At 55.7% G+C, this 26202-nt stretch carries 23 protein-coding genes; 16 read left to right on the top strand and 7 right to left on the bottom strand.

Annotation, left to right across the window (positions count from 1 at the left end):
• The coding region (locus Abin_RS15790; RefSeq protein WP_048845474.1) for a zinc-ribbon domain-containing protein at positions 1–422 on the bottom strand (422 nt) is incomplete at its 3' end.
• A 276-nt stretch (positions 423–698) separates the two neighbouring features.
• On the opposite strand from Abin_RS15790, the gene Abin_RS06335 reads away from it, so the two are divergent.
• Genes Abin_RS06335 through Abin_RS06325 form a run of 3 tightly spaced genes read left to right on the top strand, consistent with a single transcriptional unit; the run spans position 699 to position 2980 of the window.
• Entirely contained in the window at positions 699–1370 is a 672-nt protein-coding gene (locus tag Abin_RS06335; RefSeq protein WP_048845528.1) for a cell division ATP-binding protein FtsE, read from the top strand.
• Positions 1371–1373: 3 nt separating this feature from the next.
• Positions 1374–2357: a cell division protein FtsX gene (locus tag Abin_RS06330; RefSeq protein ID WP_048845473.1), complete on the top strand. Its 984-nt coding sequence runs from the start codon at positions 1374–1376 to the stop codon at positions 2355–2357.
• 50 nt (positions 2358–2407) lie between these two features.
• A complete protein-coding gene (locus tag Abin_RS06325) occupies positions 2408–2980 on the top strand; it encodes a YdcF family protein (protein WP_408735081.1) in 573 nt (190 codons plus the stop codon).
• A gap of 63 nt (positions 2981–3043) precedes the next feature.
• Here Abin_RS06325 and fghA read toward each other — a convergent pair whose 3' ends face one another.
• The gene (fghA, locus tag Abin_RS06320; RefSeq protein WP_048845472.1) at positions 3044–3904 is read right to left on the bottom strand and encodes an S-formylglutathione hydrolase; all 861 of its coding nucleotides are present in this window, start codon (positions 3902–3904) and stop codon (positions 3044–3046) included.
• Positions 3905–4214: 310 nt separating this feature from the next.
• Here fghA and Abin_RS06315 point away from each other — a divergent pair, with 310 nt between their 5' ends.
• From Abin_RS06315 to Abin_RS06305, 3 genes are all read left to right on the top strand, one after another.
• Positions 4215–5090 (top strand): bestrophin family protein, encoded by an 876-nt coding sequence (locus Abin_RS06315; RefSeq protein WP_048845471.1) that lies wholly within the window; start codon positions 4215–4217, stop codon positions 5088–5090.
• 83 nt (positions 5091–5173) lie between these two features.
• Positions 5174–5764 carry a CarD family transcriptional regulator gene (locus tag Abin_RS06310; RefSeq protein WP_048845470.1) on the top strand — a complete coding sequence of 197 codons (591 nt, stop codon included), beginning with the start codon at positions 5174–5176 and terminating at the stop codon, positions 5762–5764.
• 117 nt (positions 5765–5881) lie between these two features.
• Positions 5882–7504 carry a tetratricopeptide repeat protein gene (locus tag Abin_RS06305; RefSeq protein WP_084593496.1) on the top strand — a complete coding sequence of 541 codons (1623 nt, stop codon included), beginning with the start codon at positions 5882–5884 and terminating at the stop codon, positions 7502–7504.
• 70 nt (positions 7505–7574) lie between these two features.
• Here the strand turns inward: Abin_RS06305 and Abin_RS06300 are convergent, their stop codons facing one another.
• A complete protein-coding gene (locus Abin_RS06300) occupies positions 7575–8972 on the bottom strand; it encodes a penicillin-binding protein activator (protein WP_048845526.1) in 1398 nt (465 codons plus the stop codon).
• Here Abin_RS06300 and rsmI point away from each other — a divergent pair.
• Positions 8966–9919, top strand: coding sequence for a 16S rRNA (cytidine(1402)-2'-O)-methyltransferase (gene rsmI, locus Abin_RS06295; protein WP_048845525.1), 954 nt, complete (start codon positions 8966–8968; stop codon positions 9917–9919). The genes Abin_RS06300 and rsmI overlap by 7 nt on opposite strands.
• A 95-nt stretch (positions 9920–10014) precedes the next feature.
• Here rsmI and Abin_RS06290 read toward each other — a convergent pair whose 3' ends face one another.
• Positions 10015–11220, bottom strand: coding sequence for a BaiN/RdsA family NAD(P)/FAD-dependent oxidoreductase (locus Abin_RS06290; protein ID WP_048845468.1), 1206 nt, complete (start codon positions 11218–11220; stop codon positions 10015–10017).
• Between the two features lie 14 nt (positions 11221–11234).
• The gene (locus tag Abin_RS06285; RefSeq protein WP_048845467.1) at positions 11235–11903 is read right to left on the bottom strand and encodes a glutathione S-transferase family protein; all 669 of its coding nucleotides are present in this window, start codon (positions 11901–11903) and stop codon (positions 11235–11237) included.
• A gap of 168 nt (positions 11904–12071) precedes the next feature.
• Between Abin_RS06285 and minC the strand changes: the two genes are divergently transcribed.
• The 3 genes from minC (at position 12072) to minE (ending at position 14047) form a co-directional block, all read left to right on the top strand.
• A complete protein-coding gene (minC, locus tag Abin_RS06280; RefSeq protein WP_048845466.1) occupies positions 12072–12770 on the top strand; it encodes a septum site-determining protein MinC in 699 nt (232 codons plus the stop codon).
• 144 nt (positions 12771–12914) lie between these two features.
• The gene (minD, locus tag Abin_RS06275; protein ID WP_048845465.1) at positions 12915–13730 is read left to right on the top strand and encodes a septum site-determining protein MinD; all 816 of its coding nucleotides are present in this window, start codon (positions 12915–12917) and stop codon (positions 13728–13730) included.
• On the top strand, positions 13727–14047 hold the full coding sequence (minE, locus tag Abin_RS06270) for a cell division topological specificity factor MinE (RefSeq protein WP_048845464.1): 321 nt from the start codon (positions 13727–13729) through the stop codon (positions 14045–14047). Before minD ends, minE begins: the two co-directional genes overlap by 4 nt.
• A 110-nt stretch (positions 14048–14157) precedes the next feature.
• Here minE and Abin_RS06265 read toward each other — a convergent pair whose 3' ends face one another.
• Positions 14158–14847: a GntR family transcriptional regulator gene (locus Abin_RS06265; protein WP_048845463.1), complete on the bottom strand. Its 690-nt coding sequence runs from the start codon at positions 14845–14847 to the stop codon at positions 14158–14160.
• Positions 14844–16634, bottom strand: a complete 1791-nt coding sequence (locus tag Abin_RS06260) for an ABC transporter ATP-binding protein (RefSeq protein ID WP_048845462.1) — start codon at positions 16632–16634, stop codon at positions 14844–14846. Before Abin_RS06260 ends, Abin_RS06265 begins: the two co-directional genes overlap by 4 nt.
• Before the next feature lie 249 nt (positions 16635–16883).
• Between Abin_RS06260 and cysG the strand changes: the two genes are divergently transcribed.
• The 6 genes from cysG to Abin_RS06230 all read left to right on the top strand — a co-directional run bounded on the left by cysG (position 16884) and on the right by Abin_RS06230 (position 26127).
• Complete coding sequence (gene cysG / locus Abin_RS06255; protein ID WP_048845461.1) at positions 16884–18293, top strand: siroheme synthase CysG; 1410 nt, start codon at positions 16884–16886, stop codon at positions 18291–18293.
• 421 nt (positions 18294–18714) lie between these two features.
• Positions 18715–20376, top strand: a complete 1662-nt coding sequence (locus tag Abin_RS06250) for a porin (RefSeq protein ID WP_048845524.1) — start codon at positions 18715–18717, stop codon at positions 20374–20376.
• Between the two features lie 115 nt (positions 20377–20491).
• Positions 20492–21319, top strand: coding sequence for an aldo/keto reductase (locus tag Abin_RS06245; protein WP_048845460.1), 828 nt, complete (start codon positions 20492–20494; stop codon positions 21317–21319).
• Positions 21320–21511: 192 nt separating this feature from the next.
• Positions 21512–22660, top strand: coding sequence for an LPS export ABC transporter permease LptF (gene lptF / locus Abin_RS06240; protein WP_048845459.1), 1149 nt, complete (start codon positions 21512–21514; stop codon positions 22658–22660).
• A gap of 17 nt (positions 22661–22677) precedes the next feature.
• Positions 22678–23793, top strand: a complete 1116-nt coding sequence (gene lptG / locus Abin_RS06235) for an LPS export ABC transporter permease LptG (protein ID WP_048845458.1) — start codon at positions 22678–22680, stop codon at positions 23791–23793.
• A gap of 6 nt (positions 23794–23799) precedes the next feature.
• Complete coding sequence (locus Abin_RS06230) at positions 23800–26127, top strand: LPS-assembly protein LptD (protein ID WP_048845523.1); 2328 nt, start codon at positions 23800–23802, stop codon at positions 26125–26127.
• Positions 26128–26202: the final 75 nt, after the last annotated feature.

Genomic DNA, 26202 nt, shown 5'->3' with positions numbered 1-26202 from the left:
TCTGGCTCTGGCTCTGGCTCTGGCTCTGGCTCTGGCTCTGGCTCTGGCGTGCTGTGTCCGGCTTCACTTGGCAAGGAGGAAATTGTGGACTCCGCCACATCCTGTGCCTCTTTTTCCTGTGGAGGCACTCCGGGAACGTCGTGAGCCTGATGTTCTGATGCTTCTTCAGGGTGATCAGTCGAGGATGAGTCGCCAGCAGACCCGGCACTGTCTTCTAACGTCGGCGGAGCTTCTGGTTGCTGCGTGGGGTGTGCGGAGCTTGCCTTGAAAGCCTCCACAACCGGCATGGAGTCATCCTCCTCTGCCGGCAGTTGCACGCGCCATTTAACACCGCAGGCAGAACATTTCAGCGTCTGGCGTTTGGCCAGAAGTGCCGCAGGAACCTGATAGGCAACGCCACATGAGGGGCAAACTATTCTCATCAGTACTCTCTGTCATGCCGCGGCTAGTCATAGCTCGCACTGTTCTGCCGTTCAGGCGCTAACCCACACGAAAAGCAGCTTTTATATAGCCTCTTTAATACAAGAGGCTGGGCTCCAGACCAGAGGGGATTTTGAACATGACTATTTTAAGTCATCTTCGCTGCCTCAACCTGGTGGCTTATCATCGACAGCCAACCGTGCTGTCCGCTACAGTTACGTTATGTCTCAAGCTGTCCTGACCATGCCGCATTTTTGCGCACCGCCTGCGTTTTTCTCATGATCCGTCTGCAGAATGTGTCATGGCGGCGGGAGAGGAAGAACGGCACGCCCGTTCTGTCAAACCTCACGCTCACTGTTCCGCAAGGCGGCTTTCGCTGGCTTCTTGGCCCCTCTGGAGCCGGGAAGACCAGCCTGCTCAGCCTGCTGCATGTTGAAAGCCTGCCGTCTGATGGCAGTCTGGAAATTCTGAACAAGACCGTCAGCGTCGATACGCCACGCGCCACCCTGATGCGCCTTCGGCAGCGAATCGGCATGGTGCATCAGAACTATCGGCTTATGCCCGGCCTGTCGGTGGCGGATAACGTCGCCCTTCCCCTCCGTCTTCAGCATCGCCCCGAAGATGAAATTACGGATGAGGTGCAGGCCATTCTAAAATGGGTTGGCTTGGGCGAGCGTGTGAATGTGCAAGCTTCACGCCTGTCTGGGGGCGAGCAGCAGCGTACAGCCATCGCCCGTGCCATTGTGCATCGCCCCGGTCTTATTCTGGCTGACGAACCCACCAATGCCCTTGAAGAACCACAGGCGCACAAACTGCTCGACCTGTTTGGTGAACTAAGCAGCATGGGCACGACGGTTATTGTCGCCACCCATAATGAAGCCCTGATACGCCGCCTGCCGCGCCCTTCCCTGTATGTTGAGCGTGGCCGTCTTGTGCGGGAGGATGACTGACCCATGGTTCTCCCGTTTTCAGGCCGTAAGGATGGTCTTTCCCTTTCCGAAGCATTGCCAGACAGAAGTCTGTTCATTCTTGTCGCGATGATGAGTTTTCTGGCAGCCCTGACGCTCACCGGCGCGACCGGCGCGCGTGCGCTATCGGCCCGTTGGGCTGGCGGGGCCGCACAGTTGCTGACCATTCAGGTCTCTGCCCCCGATCAGCCTGCCCCTTCGACAGCGCCAAACCCGTCCGCCACCAGCACGGCAAAGCAGAAATCGGACGCTGCTGCGCACCAAACCCGGGCAGATGCCGTTCTCGCCCTGCTGGCCAGCCTGCCAGACGGAACGCAAACTCATAAGCTTAGCAAGGAAGAACTGGCGCATCTGCTGACCCCTTGGCTGGGCGATGCCAGCAACAGTGCGCTGCCTCTGCCTGCGGTTATAGAAGTTCGATTGCCGCAAGGAACTGAACCCCCGCCTGATCTTGAACAAACGCTGAATGCCCAGATACCCGGCACAGTGGTTGAGCATAATGCCGAATGGAGCACCCGGCTCCGTGCTCTGGCAGACAGCCTGCTTGCCTGTGCAGCCCTCGCTTTGGTGACGGTCGGTGGGATTGCCGCCATGATAACGGGGCTAGCCACCCGAACCGGCCTGTCCACCCGGCGGGATATTATTGAAATCCTGCACGGACTGGGGGCAACTGACAGCTACATTGCAGGCCGCTTTGCGGGCCGTACTGGTGGCCTGGCACTAGGGGGCGGTATATTGGGCACATTGCTGGCGATTGCTCCGTTGGTTCTGCTGTTCAGAATGGCCGCCCCGTTTGCCGTGTCTTCCCTGCAAAGCACGGCTATTACAATGCCGGACTGGCGCACCCTGCCTGACATTTTGCCTAAAGACCTGCTGATCGGCCTCGTCGCGCTGCCAGTTGTGGCTGCGTTTATCGGATGGGCCACAACGCAGATCATGGTTCGTATCTGGTTGCGCCGTATGCCATGAAGCCGTCTTCTTCACACCGCTCTGCTGTTGGTAAACCTCGGTCACGACTGGTGCGGCTGGTCCGTTTCTGTTTGCGCCTAGGCAGTCTGAGCTTCCTTGTCCTCGCGCTGGTATTTGGGTGGTTTGTGTATGACGCTCTGAAACCAGCAAGGACTGTTCCGCATACTGACGGCATTGTTGTACTGACAGGCGGTCAGGGACGGATCGACACATCGCTGCGGCTATTGAAGCAAGATCAGGCCGATAAACTGCTTATTTCCGGGGTGGACCCACAGGCAGGGCGCAATGACCTGTTACCCCCCATGCCTGCTGCTTTGAAAAACCGTATCACGCTGGGGTATCAGGCGCGCTCAACCATAGAAAATGCTGCTGAAACAGCCGCTTGGGTTGCTGATAATCGGATTCATACCCTGACTGTCGTGACCGCTGGCTACCATATGCGCCGTGCCATGTTAGAACTTGGGCGCACACTCCCCGGCGTAACGCTTTACCCCTACCCCGTAATACCCCCAGCACTTGAACAACCATTCAAAAGCAATACGTTACACCTGCTTCTGACAGAATATATAAAATGGCTGGGGGCTTTGGCCGGGTTTGTTCACAACCCGTCGCGGACGTCCTGAAAAAGCTGTGAATTTTTATAAATCAGGATCTTACGGCGCTTCTTTGCTCATTTTTTGAGTTTATCACAGCCCTTTCAGAATAGCAGCGTGGTGCTGAAGATGGTCCGCTGCAAAACTCTGCACAAACCAGTAGGAGTGGTCGTAACCTTCATGCTCACGAAGTCGCAGTTCCTGCCCGGCATTTTCCGCTGCTTTTTTCAGATGCCACGGTTGAAGTTCACGCTCTAGAAACTGGTCCCCCATTCCCTGATCAACCAGCAGGGCGGAAGAATGGGTTTTTCCATCTTCGAGTAAACAGACAGCATCATACTGCCGCCATAGCGCCTGATCAGTTCCCAGATAATGACTAAACGCTTTCTGGCCCCACGGCACAGCAGTTGGATGAACAATCGGCGCAAACGCTGAAACCGATTTCCAGACTGACGGGTTCCGCAGACCGTGGACCAAGGCACCATGTCCTCCCATGGAATGCCCCATAATACCCCGCCGCGTTCCATCCAGCGGGAATAAGGCTTCCGTCAAAGCGGGCAGTTCCTGCGCTATGTAACTGCCCATACGGTAATGGCTGGCCCATGGCTGTTGGACGGCATCCAGATAAAAACCTGCGCCTGTCCCAAAATCCCAATCCTGATCTTCTCCGGCAATACCCGCCCCACGGGGGGATGTGTCCGTTGCGACCAGCGCAAGCCCCAGCTTTGCTGCTTCGGCCAGAGCGCCAGCTTTGATGAAAAATGTTTCTTCCGTGCAGGTCAGCCCGGCCAACACATGCACCACAGGCACTTTGTTTTGCGCACTGGCACTTGGCGGAACAAAAACAGCAAAGCGCGCAGGCAGCCCAAGAACGTCTGACTGATGTTCATAAAACCCAAGACGCCCACCATGACACACATGGTCTGACCGCGTTGTGAGTGCTGCTTTTTTCATTCCCGCCCCGTGCTGCTGTTTGAAGGATAAACTGGTTTATAGTCTCAATAGGCCTAGAAATATTTTCTCATGCAGCAGCACCCCTGCCCATAGGTTTTTCAACCTTTTGAAGCATGGGCGTAAACGCTGCTTAGTCTTCACCCGCAGACCATACGCCAAACCCGTTCCGTCACTTTGGGTCGCATTGGCTGTCAGGCTGCATGACAATTTTGCTTTTGAAGAGAATAACAGGGTGCACGGGCAACCCGGTGCATCCTATGATGTTAAAGTTTCTTTTATAACTGCAACAACAAGAACGGAGAGACTCTGGATGATCGTTGACCAAAGGGTCGGCCTGCGCATTATAGGCAAGGAAATTCTAGGCGTCGTTTTACTGATGGCTGCGTGGGATTTCATTGTGGTTATCCTGTTTCAGATCTTCCATCAGGAATGGATGGAGCAGCCCAGCCTGCCGACATCGCTTATCGGGTCAGCCCTTGCACTGTTCATGGGGTTCCGGAGCAACAGCGCCTATGCCCGTTGGTGGGAGGCAAGAACCCTGTGGGGGGCCATTACCAACAACTGCCGCTCCTTCAGCCGTCAGGCTGGCACATTGCTCGGTGACCGTCCGGACCTTATGTTTGGTATTGCAGCCTACCCGCATGCTTTACGCGGCGCGTTAGGCAATGTGGATGTTTCAGCCGACGTCAAACGTCTGCTGCCGCCCGCCATGGCAAAAGGTATTGAAGGATGGCGCAACCAGCCCAACGCCATTCTTTATCAGTTGGGCCTTGGCGTGAGCGAGGAAGTTGCCAAAAAAGGCATAGATGGTGCAGTGCACGGCCAGATTGACCGTATTCTGTCTGACCTTGCCAATGCTCAGGGCGGGCTTGAGCGTATTCGCAACACGCCTCTGCCCATGCAGTTTTCTGCCTTGCCGCGTACTTTGGTCAATATCTTCTGTATCGTCCTGCCGCTCTCCATGGTGCAGACGCTTGAATGGATTACCCCGCTGGGGTCATCACTGGTCGGACTATTGTTCCTTGTGCTTGATAAAAGCGCCAATGACCTTCAGGAACCCTTTGCCAGCACCCCCCATGCGCTGCCTATGGCCACAATGGCCCGCACCATTGAAATTGACGTTGTGCAGCCGACAGGCCACTCCTCTCCGCCACCACTCGGCACGGTGAACGGCTTGCAGGCCTGAACCCTTCAGGTGTGCATCTGCGCAAACGGCCCTTCTTCCGTTGTGGAAGACAGGGCCGTGATTTTATGCTATAACTTCCAGTCATGAGCACATTCAGAAGCACCCCCAAAGGCGGCGTGACAGACGCAATGGCACGCACCGCCGCAGCGACTACGGCTGCCCAGGCCAAAACAAAAATCAAAGATGACGACCCCTTTCAGGAAGGCGACGCCATTGTGTATGCCGCACATGGTGTTGGCCGCGTTGACAGAATTGGTGTGGATGAGATTGCCGGAACAAAGCTGGAAGTGATCCAGATTTCCTTCCCCGGCAACCAGATGACACTCCGTATTCCGCTGACAAAAGCCCGTAAGGCTGGTCTGCGTAAAATTGTGTCGCGTGAAATTGTTGATAAAGCCATGGCCATTATCAAAGGCAAGCCGCATGTCAGCAAAGGCATGTGGGCACGCCGTGCCGTGGCTTATCAGGAAAAAATTAACTCTGGTGACCTTGTGCAGATTGCAGAAGTTCTGCGTGACCTGCGCCGAAATGTTGACAGCCTTGATGGTAGTTTCAGTGAGCGCAAGCTGTTTGAAGCAGCACAGGAACGGTTTGTTGCGGAAGTTGCGGTTCTTGAAAACAAAGACCCAACCGAAGTTCTGACGTCCCTGACCGAGGTTATGAAGGCAGCGTAACCCGCGTTCCCTTCTGGCACGATCAAAAAAACTCGGTAGCCCGTTGTGGGCACCGGGTTTTTTCTTGGCCTCTCCTGTTTTTCTTTCCAGCGCTGCACAGGGGCGATAAGAAAGAGAATCATGACGCGCACCGCTTCTGCCCCCACGCAGCCCACACCAGATCAGACCACGCTCCGGCGTGCGCTGACCGAAATCCAGGCAGGGAATTACGAACCCGTTCTTGCGGTTCTGACCCCTTATGCAAAGCTGGATGATCCGCAAATTCAAACGCTTTTGGGGCTGTGTCACGCTGGTCTGTATCAGTATGACCAAGCGGCCAAACTGCTGTGTGCGGTTGCAACAAAAAGCCCGACAGCACAGCATCCCCTGCAAGATTTGTCAGACATCATGGTCCCGCAAGACCGACGGGCAGATATTCTGGCTGTCTGTCGTGCGGCGCTGAAACTGACACCGCAGGACGCCCGTGTGCATGACGCCATGGGGGGTATTCTGGGCCAGCTTGGTCAGTTTGATGAAGCAATAGAAATCTTACGGCAGTCAGTCGCCCTCCGCCCCAATAGCACGTTGTCGGCCAATCTGCTGGCAATGGTTCTGGCCGAAAAAGGCAATATGGATGAAGCACTTGACGTTCTGAATGCCACACTTGCGGCACACCCGGATCACGCAGGCACACTCTCCAACATCGGGTGTGTTCTATCTGGCATGGGGCGACTGGAGGAAGCGCTTGATCTGTACCGGAAGGCCATTGCTTACCGCCCAAGCAATGCCCAGATCAGACTGAACCACTCCATCACCCTGCTGAAAGCCGGTCGTTACGCGCAAGGGTGGGCCGAGCATGAATGGCGTTTTCAGTTACCCGGCCACAGCAATCTGCCCTCCAAACTTCTGATGCCATCGCTTGGGCCTGATACTGATATCCGCGGCAAACGGGTTCTCATCACGCAGGAAGAAGGGTTGGGCGATACCCTGATGTATCTGCGGTATATTGAACCGCTGGCCCGTCGGGGGGCTATTCCGCATCTATGGGTGCCGGATAGTCTGGGCGATTTATGCCGCCGGGTCACTGGCGCAGCCGTTGTCCAGGTTGGTGGAGAAACGCCAGAGTTTGACTGGCATTGCCCCTTTATCAGCCTGCCGCGTGTCTTTGCCGCCACCGAAGATGCTATGGGCGCACCAGTCCCCTATCTGAAAGCTGATGCCCGTAAGGTTAAGGAATTCGCGTCTCTAGTGCCGCAAAACGGCAAGCTGAATGTTGGTCTGGTCTGGGGTGGCTCTCCGCGCCCCAATCTGGTTGGCCCGCATATGGTTGACCGGCGGCGGTCCATGAACCTACAGACATTGGCGCCTCTGGCGCATGTGCCGGGCATTAACCTCATCAGCCTGCAAAAAGGCCCGTATGCAGACCAGATGCTGGACCCGCCTGAAGACATGATTCTGTATGACCCAACGGATGATCTTCAGTCGATGGACGATACCGCAGCCCTGATCATGTCTCTGGATGTTGTCGTGTCAGTCGATACATCCTGCGTGCATCTGGCTGGTGGATTAGGCAAACCTGTTCTGCTGATGGACCGATACGATAATTGCTGGCGCTGGCTCCATGGGCAGTCCAACAGCCCGTGGTATCCAACCCTACGCATTTTACGTCAGACAACCCCGCGCAAGTGGGATGATGTTGTCCACAAAGTCGCATTGGGCCTAACAGATATGGCCAAACATAAACAGAAGACAAAGCGGTAAGCACAAAAAAAGGCGGCTCTGATTTCAGAAGCCGCCTTTTCCAAGCCTTAGAAAAAAGTCTGTGTTGTTTTTAGCCTGAAACACCCGTCTTCAGGCTGGATGGCGCAACCAGCTTTGCGCTGCTGCCCCCACCAATCACTTCAAATACACCCAACGCCCGACGCGTACGGCCATTTGGCTGGAGTGTGAACGGACCGTCCACACCGGCAAACCCTTCGCTACGGGTCAGAACGTCTGCCGGGTAGCCATTCGGGGCAACCTGCGACACTGTTTTTGCCACCATAGCGGCATCATAAGACAGATCAGCCAAAGGGCGAGGCATGTGGTGATTACGGGCCAAAAAGCGGCTGACAAAGGCCTGACGGGAAGACGGGTCAGGTGCGGCATACCATGCCCCCTTCAACGCCCCCAGTTTGGTGGCGAAGGCTGACCACAGACCCGGCCCCATGACCCGAACCGCAGTCGGAGAAACCTGACTGTCGTTCATGGCAAGGATAACATTTTTCAGGTTAAGCCCTGTATCACCCAGCAGCAGCGCATCAAATGGCGGAGCAGCAAGTTTTGGGGTAGCATTTTGACTGGACGCCGCATCAGACCCGTCAGATTTCAGCGCAGCAGCCAGATCAGACGGCAGAGCTTTGTCAGTAGATGCAGTATCGGTCGGGGGTGTTGCAGGAACAGGCGTTACGGGTGCATCCGTAACCTGTGTTGCCTTGGCGTCGCTCAGGCGTGAATCATAAGACGAAAGCTGGCGCATCATTTGGTTGATGCTGGCAGCAGACCCCGTATGATACAGAATAGCAGGTGCATTCAGCCCCTGATCCTGACAGGAGGCAATGAGCCCATTGCCCAGAGCATGGCCCAAGGGGTTATCCGGCAACAAAGCTGCAAACCGGTGACGTCCTTCTTTACGCGCCAGCGCGACCAGTCGCTCGACCTGATCTTCAGGCGTAATGCCCATAACCCACACGCCTGCACGGGCCTGTGACACATCACTGGTAAACGCCAGAACAGGCACACCCGCAGTCTGCGCCGCCGGGGCTGCCGCTGCGGTATCACCCGCCGTTAACGGGCCAAGCAAAATCCCATCACCAGCGGCCAGCGCAGCGGAGGCTGCGGCTGCGGCCCCACCGGCACCGGCAGTGTCATGCACATCCATGGTGGGCGCACCTGCGGCTGGCACAGCGGCGGCACCTGTTGCTGTTGTCTCACCCAAGGCAAGCTGCGCACCAGATAACAATTCACGCCCAAGCCCTGCGTTCGGGCCGCTTAACGGCAGTAGAACACCAACTTTGTGGCTGGCTTTCGGGGGCTGGACGCTGGTGCTACCTGTGCCTGACTGGTCTGCACAGCCTGCCAGCAAAAGCCCAACCGTGCCCAAAACCGCTATTCCGGTCTTGCGCGCCGCGCGGTTTGCCGCCAGACCACCCGTGGGTGCTCCTGACAGGAAAGAATAGGCGCGTGACATCATCCAGTTCGTCCTCCGAAAACAACCGGTCTGATGCACAGTGCGACCGGGACAGCTTTCTCCATAGCGAAGGAAAGCCCGTAAGTCATGTTCCGCGTGCATTTAACCTAACACTTGTTGCAACACCCATTGGTAATCTGGGCGACTTCAGCCCGCGTGCTGCCCGCGCCCTTGCCGAGGCTGATCTGGTTTTATGTGAAGATACACGCACCACCGCCCGCCTTCTGTCTGAAAACAGCATTTCCGTCCGCACCGAGGCGTTGCATGAACATAATGAACGCCAGCGCGTTCCGGCCCTGATTGAACGCCTGCAAAACGGGGCTCATATCGCGCTGGTTTCTGATGCGGGTATGCCCCTGCTTTCCGACCCCGGATACCGACTGGTCCGGGCCGCTATTGATGCAGATATCCCCCTGACAGTCGTCCCTGGCCCTAACGCTGCGCTGACCGCCCTTGTGCTTTCTGGCCTGCCGCCGCATCCGTTCATGTTTGTCGGCTTCCCTCCCCCCCGGTCTGCTGCCCGGAAGGAGGCCTTTGCCCAACTGCGTGCCGCTGAACGGGCCGGATTAGCAGCGACCCTCATCTGGCATGAAGCGCCTCATCGTCTGGCAGAAACACTGGCTGACATGGCAGAAGTTTTCGGCCCGGACCGAGCCTGTGCTGTGGCAAGAGAACTGACCAAACGCTTTGAGGAAGTCAAAAGGGCATCCGTGGCAGATTTAGCGGCTTTTTACGCGGAAACACCTCCACGGGGGGAAATCACGGTGCTCCTTGGCCCGGCCGAAGCCGAGGAAACCAGCGCTGATGATCTGGATACGACCCTCCGCACATTGCTGGAAACACATTCGGTAAAAGACGCTGCTTCTCTTGCCGCAACAGCGGCAGGGCTCCCACGCCGCACAGTCTATGCCCGCGCACTTGAACTTGCCGCAGAACGAAAAGCCTGATGGACGGCACTGAGAACTGAACCCGTCTTGGTAGCCGCCAGCTTTTCTGCCCCGCAGGTCGCTACTGTATCAAAATCTGGGAACGGGATGCCTTATCAGGCCGAGCCTAGAGCCTGACCAACTGCGTGCCCACTGGCCCATGCCCAGTGAAAATTGTAACCGCCGAGCCAGCCCGTTACATCTACGGCTTCGCCAATAACATATAGGCCCGGCACACGTTCGGCTTCCATCGTCTTGGAAGATAAAGCCCGCGTATCCACCCCGCCACGTGTCACTTCGGCTTTCGCAAATCCTTCGGTTCCGGTGGGGTGCATGTCCATACGGTGAATATGCTCCGCCAAGGCGCGGATGGTTTTATCCGACCATTCCACAACAGGCCGGTCAGACGTGAACTGCCGTGCCAGCTCCTGTGCCAGACGTTGCGGTAACCATCGATGCAGCGCAGCAGCACCCTTCATTTTGCCCTTAGCGGCTTTCAAGGCGGCCAGATGCTGCCCAATATCCTGCCCCGGCAGCAGATCCAGCCGCACTGGTTGCCCTGACCGCCAATATGACGATATCTGCAACAAAGCAGGGCCAGAAAGGCCGCGATGCGTAAAGAGCAGCGCTTCTTCAAACGCAATTTTACCGCAGCTTGCTTTGACTGGCAGAGACACCCCGGCCAGTTCCCTCACCCAGCTTTCTTCCTCGCGCCCGAAGACGAGCGGTACCAGAGCGGGTTCTGGGTTAATGATGGGAAGACCAAAACGGCGGGCAACATCGTAGCTGAAACTGGTGGCCCCCAGCTTGGGAATGGACAAGCCACCCGTCGCCAGCACCAGGGCAGGGCTTGAAAACTCCCCGGCAGAAGTTTGCACGCGAAAATGCTCGGCGCGGCTTACATCCGTAATGCGCACATCAAGCAGAAGATGCACGCCAGATGCCTCACACTCCGCCAACAGCATGCGTACAATGTCCTGTGCTGAATTGTCGCAAAACAACTGGCCTAGTTTTTTCTCATGCCACGCTATTTTATGCGCGGCCAATAACGCCAGAAAATCAGCAGGTTTGTAGCGGCTTAAAGCAGAGCGGGCAAAATGCTTATTTTGCGATAAAAAGCACTCTGGCTTGATGTCTTTATTGGTGAAATTGCACCGTCCACCACCCGAAATCAGGATTTTCCGTCCTGCTTCCGGCGCGTGGTCCAGCACCACAACCTTTTTACCGCGCCGGGCGGCGGTCATTGCAGCCATCAGCCCTGCGGCACCGGCACCAATAATCAGCACATCGGGCGTACGCACCCCTACGCCACGAATGCTCATGTCAGGCCTTTATATCAGAAGTCGAGATTGGCGTAGTAATCAGGCGGCGTAATACCGGAAACACGATCAGACAGCAGTGGCCGGAAACAGGGGCGTGACTTCATGCGGGCATACCAGTCACGCACAGCCGGAACACGTGACCAATCAATATCACCAATAAAATCCAGACAGGACAGATGTGCTGCCGCCGCGAAATCTGCCAGCGACAGGAAGTTACCTGCCAGCCATGTCCGGTTTTCTGCCAGATGGTTCACATATTTCAGGTTCGGCTTCATGGCGGCATAGCCTTCACGCAGCACGGTGCCATCCGGGTTGCCACGTCCACTCAACCGCTTCATCACGCGTTCACCAATAAAGCGGTTGGTGACTTCGTCTGCAAAATGGCCGTCAAACCACGCGACCAGACGGCGTACTTCAACACGTTCTGCCAACGTGCGGCCCAGAAGGGGCGTGTCAGAATACGCTTCTTCCAGATATTCGCAGATAACGTGTGAATCAGGCACAATCAGGCCGTTATCTTCAACCAGAACAGGCACTTCACCCGCCGGGTTCATGGCGAGAAATTCCGGGCGTTCTTCCCACACCCGTTCAACAATTGCTTCAAACGGCAGGCGCTTTTCACCCAATACAAGACGGATCTTGCGGCAATAGGGCGAAATCGGGAGATGAAAAAGGGTACGCATGTCGCAGATTTATGACATTGTCTGCTTCGGCACCAGAGGATAAATTGCGGAAACATGCATCAAATCTGCGCGGCTAACCTGTTTGTGCGTCATATGCTCGACAGACAAGCCTTCGGGCTATACCACTGCATCATTCCATCTGACCTTACCCAGTGAGACCACGCTCCCTTGTCTGGCAAGCCACCTTCCCCTCCCCGTATTCGTCTTTCCGGCCGGTCTTTTCTGGCATTAACCCTCACGCCAGAGGCTCCACTTGAAGACTGGCTACAGGCACTTGACCAGCAGCTGGCACGTTCTGCCGGTTTTTTTGCAGGCAAACCCATTATTCTTGACCTCAGCCTGCTTGATGAACACACACCGAACCTGACCTACCTGAAAAGCGCGCTTGAAGAACGCGGCGTGCGTATTATCGGCATTGAAGGCGGAAACCGCGCATGGCCTGCCGTTGCTGACTGGGACTGGCCGGAAAGTTTTGTCGGCGGCCGCGCATCGGGTGAGATGGAAGCCCCCGAAGAAGACGTGCCCCCCCCGCCCGGCCCCAGCACCCTGCTGCTAGAAGAACCCGTGCGGTCTGGCCAGCATATTGTTTGGCCAGATGGGGATGTTGTCATTCTGGGGTCAGTCGCCTCGGGCGCTGAAGTTTCAGCCGGAGGGTCCATTCACGTTTATGGTGCCCTACGTGGGCGCGCCATTGCCGGAATTGGGGGGCATGCCAACGCCCGGATTTTTACCCGCCATCTGGAAGCAGAACTGGTAGCCATAGACGGGTTTTACGCCACGGCTGAAGAAATGGATGCAGAACGAAACGGAAAACCCACACAGGTCATACTGGCAGGGGAAACACTGACTTTCGTTCCAATGGCTTAATTGCGGCATTTTTTTCAAAAAGAATGTAGATTTGTTAAATATTCTGCATTCCCTTTTCGGCCACAGATTGTAATCTTGCTGCAAACACAGCCGTCACATCCTGATGATGGCGAGAGCAGACTAAGACAAAGAGGAATAAGATAAATGTCAAAGGTTCTGGTCGTCACGTCAGGCAAAGGTGGGGTGGGTAAAACCACAACAACCGCAGCCCTGGGCGCCGCGCTGGCCAAAGCAGGTCAGTCTGTTGTGCTTGTGGATTTTGACGTCGGCCTGCGTAACCTTGATCTGGTTATGGGTGCTGAACGCCGCGTGGTGTTTGACCTTATCAACGTCATTCAGGGTGATGCCAATCTGGCGCAGGCGCTTATCAAGGACAAACGGGTTGATAACCTGTCCCTGCTTCCGGCCTCCCAAACGCGCGACAAGGACGCCCTGACGTCTGAAGGTGTGGCAAAGGTTATTGCCGACCTGCGCAAGAAGTTTGACTGGGTTATCTGCGACAGCCCGGCTGGCATTGAGCGCGGTGCCCAGATGGCCATGTATCATGCCGATGTTGCCGTGATTGTCACAAACCCGGAAGTGTCTTCCGTGCGTGATAGTGACCGCATTATCGGCATGCTCGACAGCACGACAGAAAAGGCCAAAAAGGGCGAGAAGATTGACAAACATCTTCTCATTACCCGGTATGACCCGCAGCGCGCCGCCAAGGGTGACATGCTGGGCACTGACGACGTGCTTGATATTCTTTCCATTCCGCTGCTGGGTATCATCCCTGAAAGTGGAGATGTTTTGCGGGCGTCAAACGTGGGAGCTCCCGTTACCATTGCCGAACCAGACAGCGCCCCTGCCCGCGCCTACGGCGATGCAGCCCGCCGCCTGAACGGTGAAAAACTGGAAGTTACCATTCCCACGGAACGTAAAGGCCTCTTTGACTGGCTGTTCAAACGGAGAGTCGCATGAGCTCTTTTCTTTCCGGCATCTTCAAGCGCCGCTCCTCTGCCCCGGTTGCGCGTGATCGCCTTCAGATTCTGCTGGCCCATGAACGTATTTCCGTTGGGGACGGCAAGGACGACCTGCTGGCCCAGCTTCACCGGGAGATCATGGAAGTCATCAAACGCCATGTTGCGGTGGATCAGGACAAAGTGCAGATCAAACTGGACCGTGGGGCCCATTGCTCCACGCTGGAAATTGATGTGGAAGTTCCCGGCCTGACAGACGGCAAGCCAGCGCTTAGCACCAAAGCGGATGCAGAGAAGGCAAAATCAAAAACGGCCTGATGTTTCGCATCAGACCAAGCCATTAAAAAAGCCTGCCAAGACGATCCTTGGCAGGCTTTTTTAGTCAAAGACCGCAAGGAACGCCCTTAGCCGTTGCCACACAAAGGCCATTACGATGGCAGCAGCGGTTCCAACCAGGATTGAGCCTGCGCAAAATCCCGGCGCATCGCTTCTGCTGCTTTTGTCGCATCGTGCAGGCGAAAGGCTTCCAGCAGTTTGAGATGGGGATGATTAGGGTCAGCCGGGCTGATATCTGGCAGACCATTTGCCGCGGCATAAATTGGCCCGATGCGGGTCCATAACCCGTGCATAAACCCTGCTGTCAGGGTCAAGGTTGAAAAATCAGCCACAGCGCTATGAAAGGCCGCATTGGCTACCGCTGTACCATGGGAGTCTTCCGCTTCATAAGCGCGGATGAACGCGTTGTGACACTCCTCAAGCACGGCAATCTGCTCTGGCTTGATATGCTCGGCAACATTGCGGGCCAGACGTTCTTCAATATCAGCGCGCAGCGCGTGGATTTCTACAAAAATGGCGCGCGAAATGGCGGGCACGCGCGCCGTATTCCGTTCATCCAGTTCCAGCGCCTGTTCAGACACCAAACGCAGCAGGGCTTCACGCACGGGTGTCGGACTTAGCTTGAGCGAGGCCGCCAGCGGGCGCAGCACCAGCCGTTCCCCACCCCGATAATGACTGTGGATCAGCCGTTCGCGTATCTGCTGATAGGCAAAGGCGGCAAGCGCGCCACGCCCGGCAGGACGGTCCGTAAGGGCGGTAAGGTCTTCATCCTGCAATGTCATGCGTGTGTTACCTGCTTGCTCAGAAAATACTTGTAAGGGCCGTCCTGCTGTTCAAGCTGGGCGGGAGGACCATCCTCCACAATCCTGCCATCCTGCATCACAACAATTCTATCAAAGTTCCGCAATGTGGAAAGCCGATGCGCGACAGCAATCACAGTCCGCCCTACCATTAGCCGCTCAAGCGCCCGCTGCACATGCTCTTCGCTTTCTGTGTCCAGAGCACTGGTTGCTTCATCCAGAATAAGAATAGGCGCGTTGCGCAGAAAAGCACGGGCAATGGCAATACGCTGCCGTTGGCCACCCGACAGCTTAACACCACGGTCGCCCACAATCGTCTGAAACCCTTCTGGCATGGCATCAATAAACCCGGCACACCCGGCTGCCAGCGCGGCGGCCCTTACCTGTTCATCTGTAGCATCCGGGCGACCATACCGGATATTTTCCAACACCGAGCGATGCAGAAGCGAGACATCCTGCGGCACAATAGAAAGACAGGCGCGCAAAGCGTCATCCGTCAGGCCCCGGATATCCTGCCCATCGATCAGGATTTTACCGGCCTGCACGAAGCGTAACCGCTGCAAAAGTGCCAGAACCGTGCTTTTGCCTGACCCAGAACGGCCGACCAGCCCAACCCGGCTACCAGCCGTAATATGCAGATCAAAATCAGACAGGACAGGCGCACCACCGGGATAGGAGAAATCGACATCCCGAAAGGCCACGTCTCCTTTTACTGGGCCGGCAATGTCAGTGGCGTCTTCCGCATCTGGCATGTCGTGCGGCACCAGAAGCGCCGTCAACACTTCTGAAAGGCGGGCATTATGCTGAATTGTTTCTACCAGAGACATCGCCAAGTCACGTGTACCGTGCAAAATGGCAAACCCAAGGGTTATGACCATAACCACCTGCCCCACGGTCGCCTGCTGCCACTGCCACAACAGCACGGCCCAGATCAGCAATGCTGTTGTCAGCACTGCTGTCAGGGCGGCATGCACCATCCGCAGCCGCTCCATATAGCGCAGGGATTTCAGACGTTGCCCCATTTCGTTCTGCGCCAATGCATTGAAACGCTGGCGTTCACGCCACCGCATACCAAAGGCCCGCACCAGTGCAATGTTCCCCATGACATCCAGCGTTTCACCTTCCAGCCCGGCTGCGGCTTCGGCATATAATCCATGCAGGGAGCGCCCACGCACGGCAAGACGAAACATCAGAAAACAGAGGGCAGCCGCCGTAATCACTGTCGCCCCGCCCATCACCCAACTGACAGAGAGCATCAGCGTCACGGACAACACGACATTCAGGGCTGGAGGCAGCACGTTCCACGCCAGCATGTTTTCAATAATAAAGCTGACATTTCCGGCAGTTGCGATACGCGTGGCCAGAGAAGTCGGCATACGGTCAGCAAAATAGGCTGGGGAATGGCCTGTCAGAAAGCGGAACAAATCCTGCCGGATGTCACCCGTCACAGCCACAAAGGTACCGGACGCAAACCAGCCTGCCACGCGCCATGACAGGTTATCGGCAATAATCAACCCGATCAGCAACCCGACAGCGCCCCAGACGGGAGAAGACGATGAGCCCTGCGGCGTGGCTGTCATGATATCGACCAGATGCCGTATTCCGTACGAGGACAGAACCGAACACCCTATCGCGCCCCCAACCGCACCAAACACCATGCAATGCGCGAAAGCCCTATGCCGCATATACCGCAGCAAAAACTTGATAGGGTGGCCTGCATACGCATGCAGTTCCTTATCCGGCACCGTAATGGCGAGTTGTTCTGTCATACTGTCAGGCTTTGCGTGTTGATGACGGGCAAGTGGCAGGACGTTGTTCCTACCGGTATCTGACAGCACATTTTAACCTTTCGGGGTAGTATCATGCAGACGGAAAACCCGCATAGGCTTCTTCTCTCCCGCCTGATCTGGGCTGGATGATGGCACAGGTTCCACAAAAGCCAGAAAAATGAAAAATTTTGCCTTGAACAGAAGCTGAACCCTTGCGTAGCGCCGTGAAGACTGCTTGCTCCTTATCCTATGCAGCCCTCATCCTCTAAAACCGGTTGGTTCCCCATTGTTCTTCGGCTTGACGGAGAACGTGTGCTTGTTATTGGCGGCGGCAACGTGGCGGCCAACAAGGTGCAACTGCTTGTGCCCACGGGTGCCCGCGTTGAAGTCCTGTCCCCGGCACTTAGCCCGGAGCTTCAGACTTTGGCTGAAGACGGTGTCATCACCCACGTGCAGATAGATGTAACAGAAGCGGATGTAACTGCCAGACTGCCGGGTTGCCGCCTTGTTTACATTGCCACGAATGACAACGCCCTGAACCGCAGCCTTGCCGCAGTCTGTCAGGCTGCAAATGTGCCCGTCTGCGCGGTAGATGATCCGGGTGTTTCAAGCTTCATTACCCCAGCTCTGACGACCCGCGGCGAGGTTCAGGTGGCCGTCTCGACAGGCGGGGCAGCCCCGGTTCTTGCCCGCAGATTGCGCGCCAAAATTGAGGAAATTCTGCCAGCCGGTCTGCATAAGCTGGCAGACTTCATGCAGACCATGCGTCTACCGTTGCGGGCAAAGCTACCCAATCCGTCGGACAGACGGCAAGTATGGGAACGCTTTCTGGATGGTCGCGGCAGCCATCTGGCCCTTAGCGGCGATACCGCCGGGGCCGAACGGGAACTTGACCGCCTTCTGAACGACCATTCCCTGCAAGGCGAGGTCTGGCTGGTTGGCGCTGGCCCCGGTGACCCCAACCTGCTGACACTGGCCGCCCTGCGGCTGATGCAAGATGCCGACACCGTTCTGTATGACAACCTGATTGGCCCAGACATTCTTAACTATGTGCGCCGCGATGCTGAACGCATTTTTGTGGGCAAACGTCGCAACCGCCATACCCTGCCGCAGGAAGGCATCAACGATGAACTGGTGCGCCGGGCAAAAGCCGGAGAGCGCGTGCTGCGGTTAAAAGGCGGAGACCCCTTTATTTTTGGCCGTGGCGGGGAAGAAATGGAGGCCCTGATGGAAGCAGGTATTCCTTTCCGCATCGTGCCAGGTATTTCCGCCGCCAATGGCTGCGCAGCCTATGCGGGCATTCCCCTGACTCACCGGGATTGCGCACAGGCCTGCCTGTTCATTACCGGCCACGCCCGCGCAGATGGCACGCTTGAACTGGCGTGGGAAACCATAGCACTGCGTCGCCAGACTGTGGTTATCTATATGGGGCTCAATATGCTGCCGTTTTTATGCACCCAGTTGAAGACACACGGCCTGCCGGGAACGTGGCCTGCCGCTTTGGTTGAGCGAGGCACAACGCCACAGCAACGGGTCTTTACCGGCACACTTGATACGCTGCCCGATCTGGCAACCCAGCATGATGTCGTCAGCCCAACGCTGGTCATTATTGGCGAAGTTGTGAACCACCGCGTGCAGCCCACACAGGAAGTTCAATAAAAACTCCGTGATAATAGGCTGTCCCATACAACCATGTCAGGCGGATGCACCACGTCAAATGCAGTCATAAACGCCTGACAATCCGTATTCTGCACATATCTCCTCTTCATTACTGTAATAATTGGATGTTCATTCGCTCTTCATTTTGAATTTGTTATAACGTTTTTTGACCGCAACAGCCTGCATATATCATACTGTTTCTAAACGTTTTTTATAATAATTATGAGCACCCCCTCGTTTCTTCCCTCTGATTAATGCTGCGGATACACAGTCCTGCCATGCGAATGGGCTGCCCATTTAGCCGCAGGAATATGCAGTAGAATCGAGTGGTTAGATGCCTATACAGCCCTCACATCAGGGTGTTGACGGCCCCTACCCGCTTCTTCCACAGAGTAAATCTTATTCCAAGGAGCGGATATTCATGGCGTCGAAGAAGCACGCACTTTTTGCCTCTATTCTTGCGGCCTCTGCCTGCGCGTCCTGTTTTGATGCCCCCGCTGCTTTTGCCGATGATTATAGCGACCTGCTGGATGTGTTGCGGGCAAAGGGTAGCTTGACCCAGCACGAATATGACACCTTGCTGGCAAAGCACCTGCACCATAGTGCCTCCCCGTCCCAGCGAAGCGGCCCTGCTCGCGCTATCCGTACCTCAAGCACTCCCTCATTATCCGGGGCCCAGCATGCCACGCCGCATGTGACGCACGCCATTCATGGTGGCTATGAAGATGGCATCCGTTTTGATCCGGGGGCAGAGGACAGTGCCAGCATGCGCGCCCAACAGGCTGCTGACCGGGCCGAAGCCAGTGCCCGATCCGCACAGGAAGCCATGCTTTCCACCCAAAATGCCCTGAACAGCAACAGCATTGTCCGCGTGGCCAAATACGTGCCCGGCAAGGGGCTGACGTTCAAAGCGGGGCCTGTTGATATCAACCTATCCGGCTTCATTAACGGCTTTTATACCTACAACAGCCCGGCTGGCGGCCGCCCGGTGGCAGGGGGTGTTTCAACGGGGTCCAGCGGGTTTGACTCTTCCGCTGTGCGTAACGGCCTGCTGCCTGCCGGGTTTATTCTGAAACTCAGCACCACGCAGTCTGGCATTGATATGTCCGCAGTGGTCGGCATGTATCCCGGCATCAATAATGCCAAAAACGGTGCGTTTAACGCCAATACCGGCGGCAGCCCCGTTGGCCTGGGCACGGCTGGCATTGATCTGCGACAGGTTTACGTCACGTTTGGGAACAAGGATGTCGGCACATTCAAGGTTGGCCGTGATCTGGCTATTTTCGGCAGCGACGCCATCCTGAACGACGCCACATTGTTAAGTGTTGGCTCAACAGGCAGTAACGCAGCCCCCGGCAACACCTCGCTCGGTCGTATTGGTGTGGGCTATGTCTATGCGGACTGGATACCGCAAATCTCCTACGTCTCCCCCACCATTCACGGCTTTCAGGGCTCTGTTGGGGTGTTTCAGCCGCTTGATGAATTCAATTTTGCAGGTCAAGGCCTATCGGCTGAATCAACCCAGCATTCCTCGCCCATGGTGCAGGGCAAAGGCACGTATGATTTCAAGATTGGCGGCGTGCAGACCCGTATCTGGGCCAGCTTCCTTGTGCAGCACCAGCAGGCACTCACCAGTTCGCTGCTGACCGAGGAAGGAAGCGGTCGTCGGGGTGCCATGGCTGAAGCCGGAGAAATTGGTGCCAAACTCACCTATCGCGGCTTTCAGGGTGTGGCCTATTATTATCGCGGTAGCGGGCTGGGCACTACGGGACTGTTTTTTGATGGCATAGCGGCCAATGGCCGTAAGCGTGCGTCTGAAGGCTATTATGTTCAGGCCATGTATAACTTTACCAAGAAGTTCAAACTTGTTGGCAGTTATGGCGTCAGCAACCTCTATCAGGCCCCCGGCGAAAGTGACTCACTTCTTGTGCGTCGCAATCAGTCGGAAGTTGGTGCAGCCTATTATAGCCTGACCGACTGGCTCAATCTGGTTGCTGAATTCGCCCATACGGAATCCGCTGCCCATAATAGCAACCGCAATAGCGACAACTCAGGCTCCGCCGGGGTTATTCTGCTGTTCTGATTAGCCTTTTTCGGAACATTTCTGCACCTGTCGCGTTTGAAGTCTGATGATGTCGGCCTGCTGCCTGATAAGGCGGCGGGGTCCGCTTTTGCCCATTTCAGAAGGTTTCAGACGCATGCCCACAGCCCCGCTTCTCACCCTGAACGATGGCCATAAAATTCCCGCCGTAGGGTTTGGCACCTACCCCATGAAAGATCAGGAAGTTGAAACCGCCGTGCAGGCTGCACTGCTGACAGGGTATCGACTGATTGACACGGCTGCCAGTTACGAAAACGAAACTGGCGTAGGCAATGCCCTTCAGAACTCTGAAATTGAACGCAGTAATATTTTTCTGACCACAAAGCTTCGTGGCGCAGACCAAGGGTATGATGCCGCGCTGGCCGGGCTTGATGCCAGCTTGCAGCGTTTGAACGTCGATTACGTTGATCTTTACATTATCCACTGGCCGCTTCCGAAACTGGATAAATATATCGAAAGCTGGAAGGCCATGATTGTCGCCCAGAAAGACGGTAAAATCCGCTCTATCGGTGTTTCAAACTTTAAGCCGCACCATCTTGACCGTCTTATTCAGGAAACGGGTGTTGTGCCTGTGGTCAACCAGATTGAAATTCATGCTGATTTTCCCCAGACGGATATGTGCGCCTTCAACGCACAGCATAATATCCTAACCGAAGCATGGAGCCCGCTGGGCAAAGACCTGATGGACAACCCGACCATCAAGGCGCTCGCAGAAAAGCATAATCGCAACCCGGCCCAGATCATGCTCCGGTGGGAAACCCAGCTGAACATTATTCCCATCCCCAAATCCAGCAACCCGGACCGGATGCGCGCCAATCTTGAAATTTTTGACTTCACGCTGGACGAGGATGATCTGGCCGCCATTGCCAAATTGGACACCAACAACCGTATTGGCGGCGACCCTGACACTTACGAGGAGTTCTGATCAGACCTCGCACCAATCGTTCTTTCCTGTGGCGCAGAGTCTCTGCGCCAAGTCTAAAATTTATTTTTTGTGTCCTTTTCTCCGGTCAGCGCCACGGTAAAGCCGCATCTGACCGGTAGAAGCCTCCCCTTCTTGCGCATCTTCCTGATCAGGGGGTGTTGCCCTTGCGTCAGGAGGGGGTAGATAAGGCACATGACCGCCCGCTCATTTTCATCATGGCTGAAGGCCCGCGTTCCCACATTGGACCGCTATGTCTTTCATCAGCTTCTGGTTGCCCTGCTGGCAACAACCGGCGGTCTGGCGGCTTTGATCTGGCTTATGCAGTCTCTCCGCTTCGTGTCACTGGTTGTGGACCGTGGCCTTTCGCTGCGTGTGTTCATTGAACTCACCAGCCTGCTTATTCCCTCATTTGTGGCGGTTGTGCTGCCAATCACCACGTTTGTTGTCAGCCTGTTTGTTTACCAACGGCTGGCCGGGGATCGCGAATTAACTGTCATGCGGGCTGCCGGGTTATCCCCCCTTGCATTGGCACGGCCGGGGCTGGCCTGCGCCATTATGGCAACGCTTATGGGGTTTATGCTCAATCTGTGGATTGTGCCCACATCTTACCACGCGTTCCGTCAGTATGAATTTCAGATCAGAAATAAGATGGCCGCCTTCATGTTGCAGGAAGGTGTGTTTACCAAGGTTTCTGACGTGATGACGGTCTATATCCGCTCGCGCAGCCATGATGGTACGCTGCATGGTATTGTGGTGCAGGACGACCGCCAGCCAGACAGACGTGCCACCATTCTGGCCAATCACGGCACCATGATGATTGTAAACGACACTCCGCGCGTCATTCTCTACGATGGGTCACGTCAGGTTATCGACCACAAGACCTGGCGGCTGGATATGCTGGTGTTTGAGCAGGATTCCATGGATATGTCCTCCACCCATCAGGAGGACGCCCGCTTTCGCGATGCTGCTGAAATGTCTTTGAACGAACTGCTACATCCAGACCCCAAAGAGGTTTCACCACGCGATACCGGCAAGTTCAAAGTGGAAGGATGGCGTAGGCTGACATCGCCCCTCACCTGCTTTTCTTTCGCAATGGTGGGGCTGTTTGCTGTGCTTCGCGGGGTCTTTTCCCGTCATGGGAATATTAAGCGCCCCTTGGCAGCGGTGCTGACTGTTGTCGGGCTGCTGGCGGTCAACCTGCTATTGCAGAACCTCGCCAGCCGCAACATGACGCTCATTCCCCTTATCCCGCTTATTGCCCTGCTGCCCGGTATTATCTGTTCGGTCATCCTGTTTGGGCCAGAGCTTAAGGCTGCGCGCGCCCAGCCGCGTTCGGTTTAAGGGATTAGCGCGCCACCATGGTTGTTTCCGTTACGCTCTCCCTCTACATCGCGCGTCAGTTCGTTTTTTCCGTGCTGGCCATGATTGCGTCTCTGACAGGGATTGTCTGTCTGTTTGACTTCATTGACCTGCTGCGGCGCGTGGCCACCAAACCAGATGTTTCGACCAATGTCGTGACCGAAATTGCCGCGCTGCACGTTCCCTATTTCGGGATTGAGATCCTCCCGTTTGGTATTCTGCTTGGCGGTATTGTGTGCTTCTGGCGGCTGACTCGTTCGTCAGAACTGATTGTGGCTCGTGCGGCTGGGATTTCCGCCTGGCAGTTTCTGGCTGGCCCGCTGGCCTGCGCCATGCTGATTGGTGCTGTCGCCACCGGGATTATTTCTCCCGTCTCCTCCTCCATGTATCGGCGGGCCGAGGAACTGGATCAGCAATATCTGCGCACCGGCGGTGGCCCGCTTAGTCTTTCCAGCGGCTCGCTGTGGCTGCGGCAGTCAGATACGCAATATGACCCGCACGGTGTGGCCATTCTGCATGCGCGCGGCGTCCAGTTGGGTAAGGATAATGTCATTCGCATCAAGGAAATCAGTGTGTTCCGTCTGGACCATAACGACAAACTGATGCTGCGAATCGAATCTCCTGAAGGATATCTGGGGAACCAGAACTGGGTGTTGGAACACGCGCAGACCGTGCGCCCCTACGATGTTCTGCGCTCAGTCGGACAATTTAATTTACCGACCGATCTGACCGTCGGCCGTGTGCAAGAAAGTTTTTCCTCGCCAGAAACATTGTCCATCTGGGCGCTCCCCAGCTTTATCAAACTGCTGGATCGCTCGGGTTTTTCCTCCATCCGGCACCGGATTCATTTCCAGTCGCTGCTAGCACTGCCTATGCTGGCTGGCACAATGGCGCTGGTTGCGGCCGGTTTTTCCATGCGCCCAACCAGACGTGGCGGCGTGGCACAGATGATCGGGTCTGGCGTTGCAGCCGGTTTTCTGCTTTTCACAATATCGAAAGTCGCAGAGCAATTCGGTAATTCAGGTGCGTTGCCGCCGGTTCTGGCCGCATGGGCACCCACTGTAGCCGGGTTGTGCCTTGCTATTTCGTTGTTGCTTCATCTGGAGGATGGCTGATTGACCGTGGCCTATCGGCCTTCCCGCATCCGGCTGTTACGCCGTAGGCACGCTCTGGCCGCCGCAACGGCTTTGGGCAGTGTGGCGGCTTATGCCGTTCTGGAGCCACCACGCGTGGCACATGCCCAGTTCCGCCCACAGCCGATGCACCTGAATATGGGCAGCACAACCTCATCTGACGATCCGGCAACCTTTCAGGCAGATAAGGTTGACTATGATGACAACGAGCACACTGTAACCTGGAGCGGCAACGTTCAGGTCTGGCAGGGTGACCATGTGATGCGGGCAGACAAAATTGTCTATGACCGTGATACAGGGGTTGTTGCAGCCCGTGGTCATGTTGCCACTGTTCAACCCGATGGGTCAGTCATATACGCCCACTACGCAGAACTGACCGGCAGCATGAAAGATGGCATCATGCTGCACGTTAATGCCGTTCTGCCAGAAAATGCCAAACTGGCAGCGAACGGCATGCGTCGCACGGGCGGTAAGGTCAATGACATGAGCCGCGCTGTGTACACAGCGTGCGAAATCTGTGCAAAAGACAAGACACGCGCGCCCTTCTGGCAGTTCCGCGCTTATGACGCCACGCAGGATCTGGAACATCAGCGCATTGATTTCCGCGATGCCTATCTGGATATTCTGGGCATACCGGTGCTGTACCTGCCCTATTTCTCCATGACAGACCCATCGGCCAAACGGCACAGTGGCTTCCTGATGCCCGGCATCACGCCGCATGACCGTTATCTGGGCACATACTTCACCATCCCCTATTACTGGGTAATTGATGACCAGTCAGACGTTACCGTGCAGGGGCTGTTCTCAACTAAGACAGGGCCACAGATCAGCGCGCAGTATCGCAACCGGTTTAATTTCGGGTCTTTGAACATTCAGGGTGGTCTGGCGTATGACACCCACCGCGCTGATTCCTATACCAACGATTTCGGTAACCATGTTGAAGGCGGTGGCGGCCACGGTGTGCAGGGCTATATTTTTGCCAATGCGCAGATTGCCATCAACAAATACTGGCGCGCTGGTGCCAATGTAAATCTGGCAACATCTGCTGACTATATGCGCGATTACCGTATTCAGGGGTACGGGTCTGATACGCTGAACTCAAACGCTTATCTGGAAGGCTTTGGTACGGGCTCTTACAGCCGTCTTGATGGTCAGTTCTATCAGGGGCTGAACCAGGGTGTTATCCGTAACTCTGACCTGCCATTTGTCTTGCCCCGTTACGAATATAGCTTCCTTAGTCAGCCAGATGCCTGGGGCGGTCGTTTCAGCATGAACACCAACGACTTTAACGTCAGACGAACCAACGGAACGTCAGACCAACGTGGCCAGCTGGCAATGAACTGGGATCGGCCATTCCGAAACCGGTTGGGGCAACAGTTCCTGCTGACGTTGCATCTTGATTCAATGGTGTATCGTGCGCGCAAACTCTATCAGCAGCCAAACTATTACCAGAACAACAAAACCGTCACCAGCGGTCAGGTTCTGCCTACCATCGCGCTAAAAACCAACTGGCCCTTTGTCAGAACATTTGAACACGGGCGCGGCACGCAGATTGTAGAACCGATTGTGCAGGGTATCTACGCGCCCAACACAGGTACTGGCGCGAACGATTACATCCCCAATGAAGACAGTATGGCGTATGAGTTTACGGATTCCACGCTGTTTTCACTCAACCGCTACCAGGGAACCGACCGGCTTGATGGCGGCCTGCGCGGCAACGTGGGCATTCACGCTAACTGGACGTGGGATGGCCATGAAGTTGACCTTCTTGCAGGGGAAAGCTTTCAGGAACACATCACGCATGATCGCATTCCCTATTCCGGGCTTGATCATCATGCGTCCGATGTCGTGATGCGGGCGCGCGTTTCACCCAACCAGTATTTTGACTTCAACGCCCGTATGCGGCTTGACCCCTATACAACCAAGGTCAATTTTGGCGATGCGCTGTTCAGCGCGGGTGTGCCGCATTTCCGTATCCGCGGCGGGTATATTTATGAACCTGTGACGCCATACTATTATTACGCCACCAACTATCGTGATTACAGCCCGCCATCGATATACTACGTCAAAACCAGCGAACTCAGTGGTGGCTTCTCAACCGACTGGGCAAACTGGCATCTGTCAGGCTTTGCACGACGCAGCCTTTCCCGGAAGGAATTCGTGTCACTGGGTGGGGATATTGGATACAATAATGACTGCTTCGGCATTGATTTCATGTATCTCAAACAATACACCTCGATTGGTGGCCAGCAGCGTAACTCCACCTACCTGTTTACAGTCAGCCTTAAAACGCTTGGTGCCTTCGGCCTGAAGTAAGAACTGCTTCAAAAACCGTGCTGGCTCCGCTATCAGAAACTATGCTCCTTTTCCGGCAGAAAGCTGAAAGACTGT

The sequence above is a fragment of the Acetobacter indonesiensis genome, from assembly GCF_000963945.1.
In the GTDB taxonomy this organism is placed as follows: Bacteria; Pseudomonadota; Alphaproteobacteria; order Acetobacterales; family Acetobacteraceae; genus Acetobacter; species Acetobacter indonesiensis.
The sequence above is the reverse complement of the archived record's forward strand: the minus strand, read 5'-3'. Positions and strand labels throughout refer to the sequence as shown.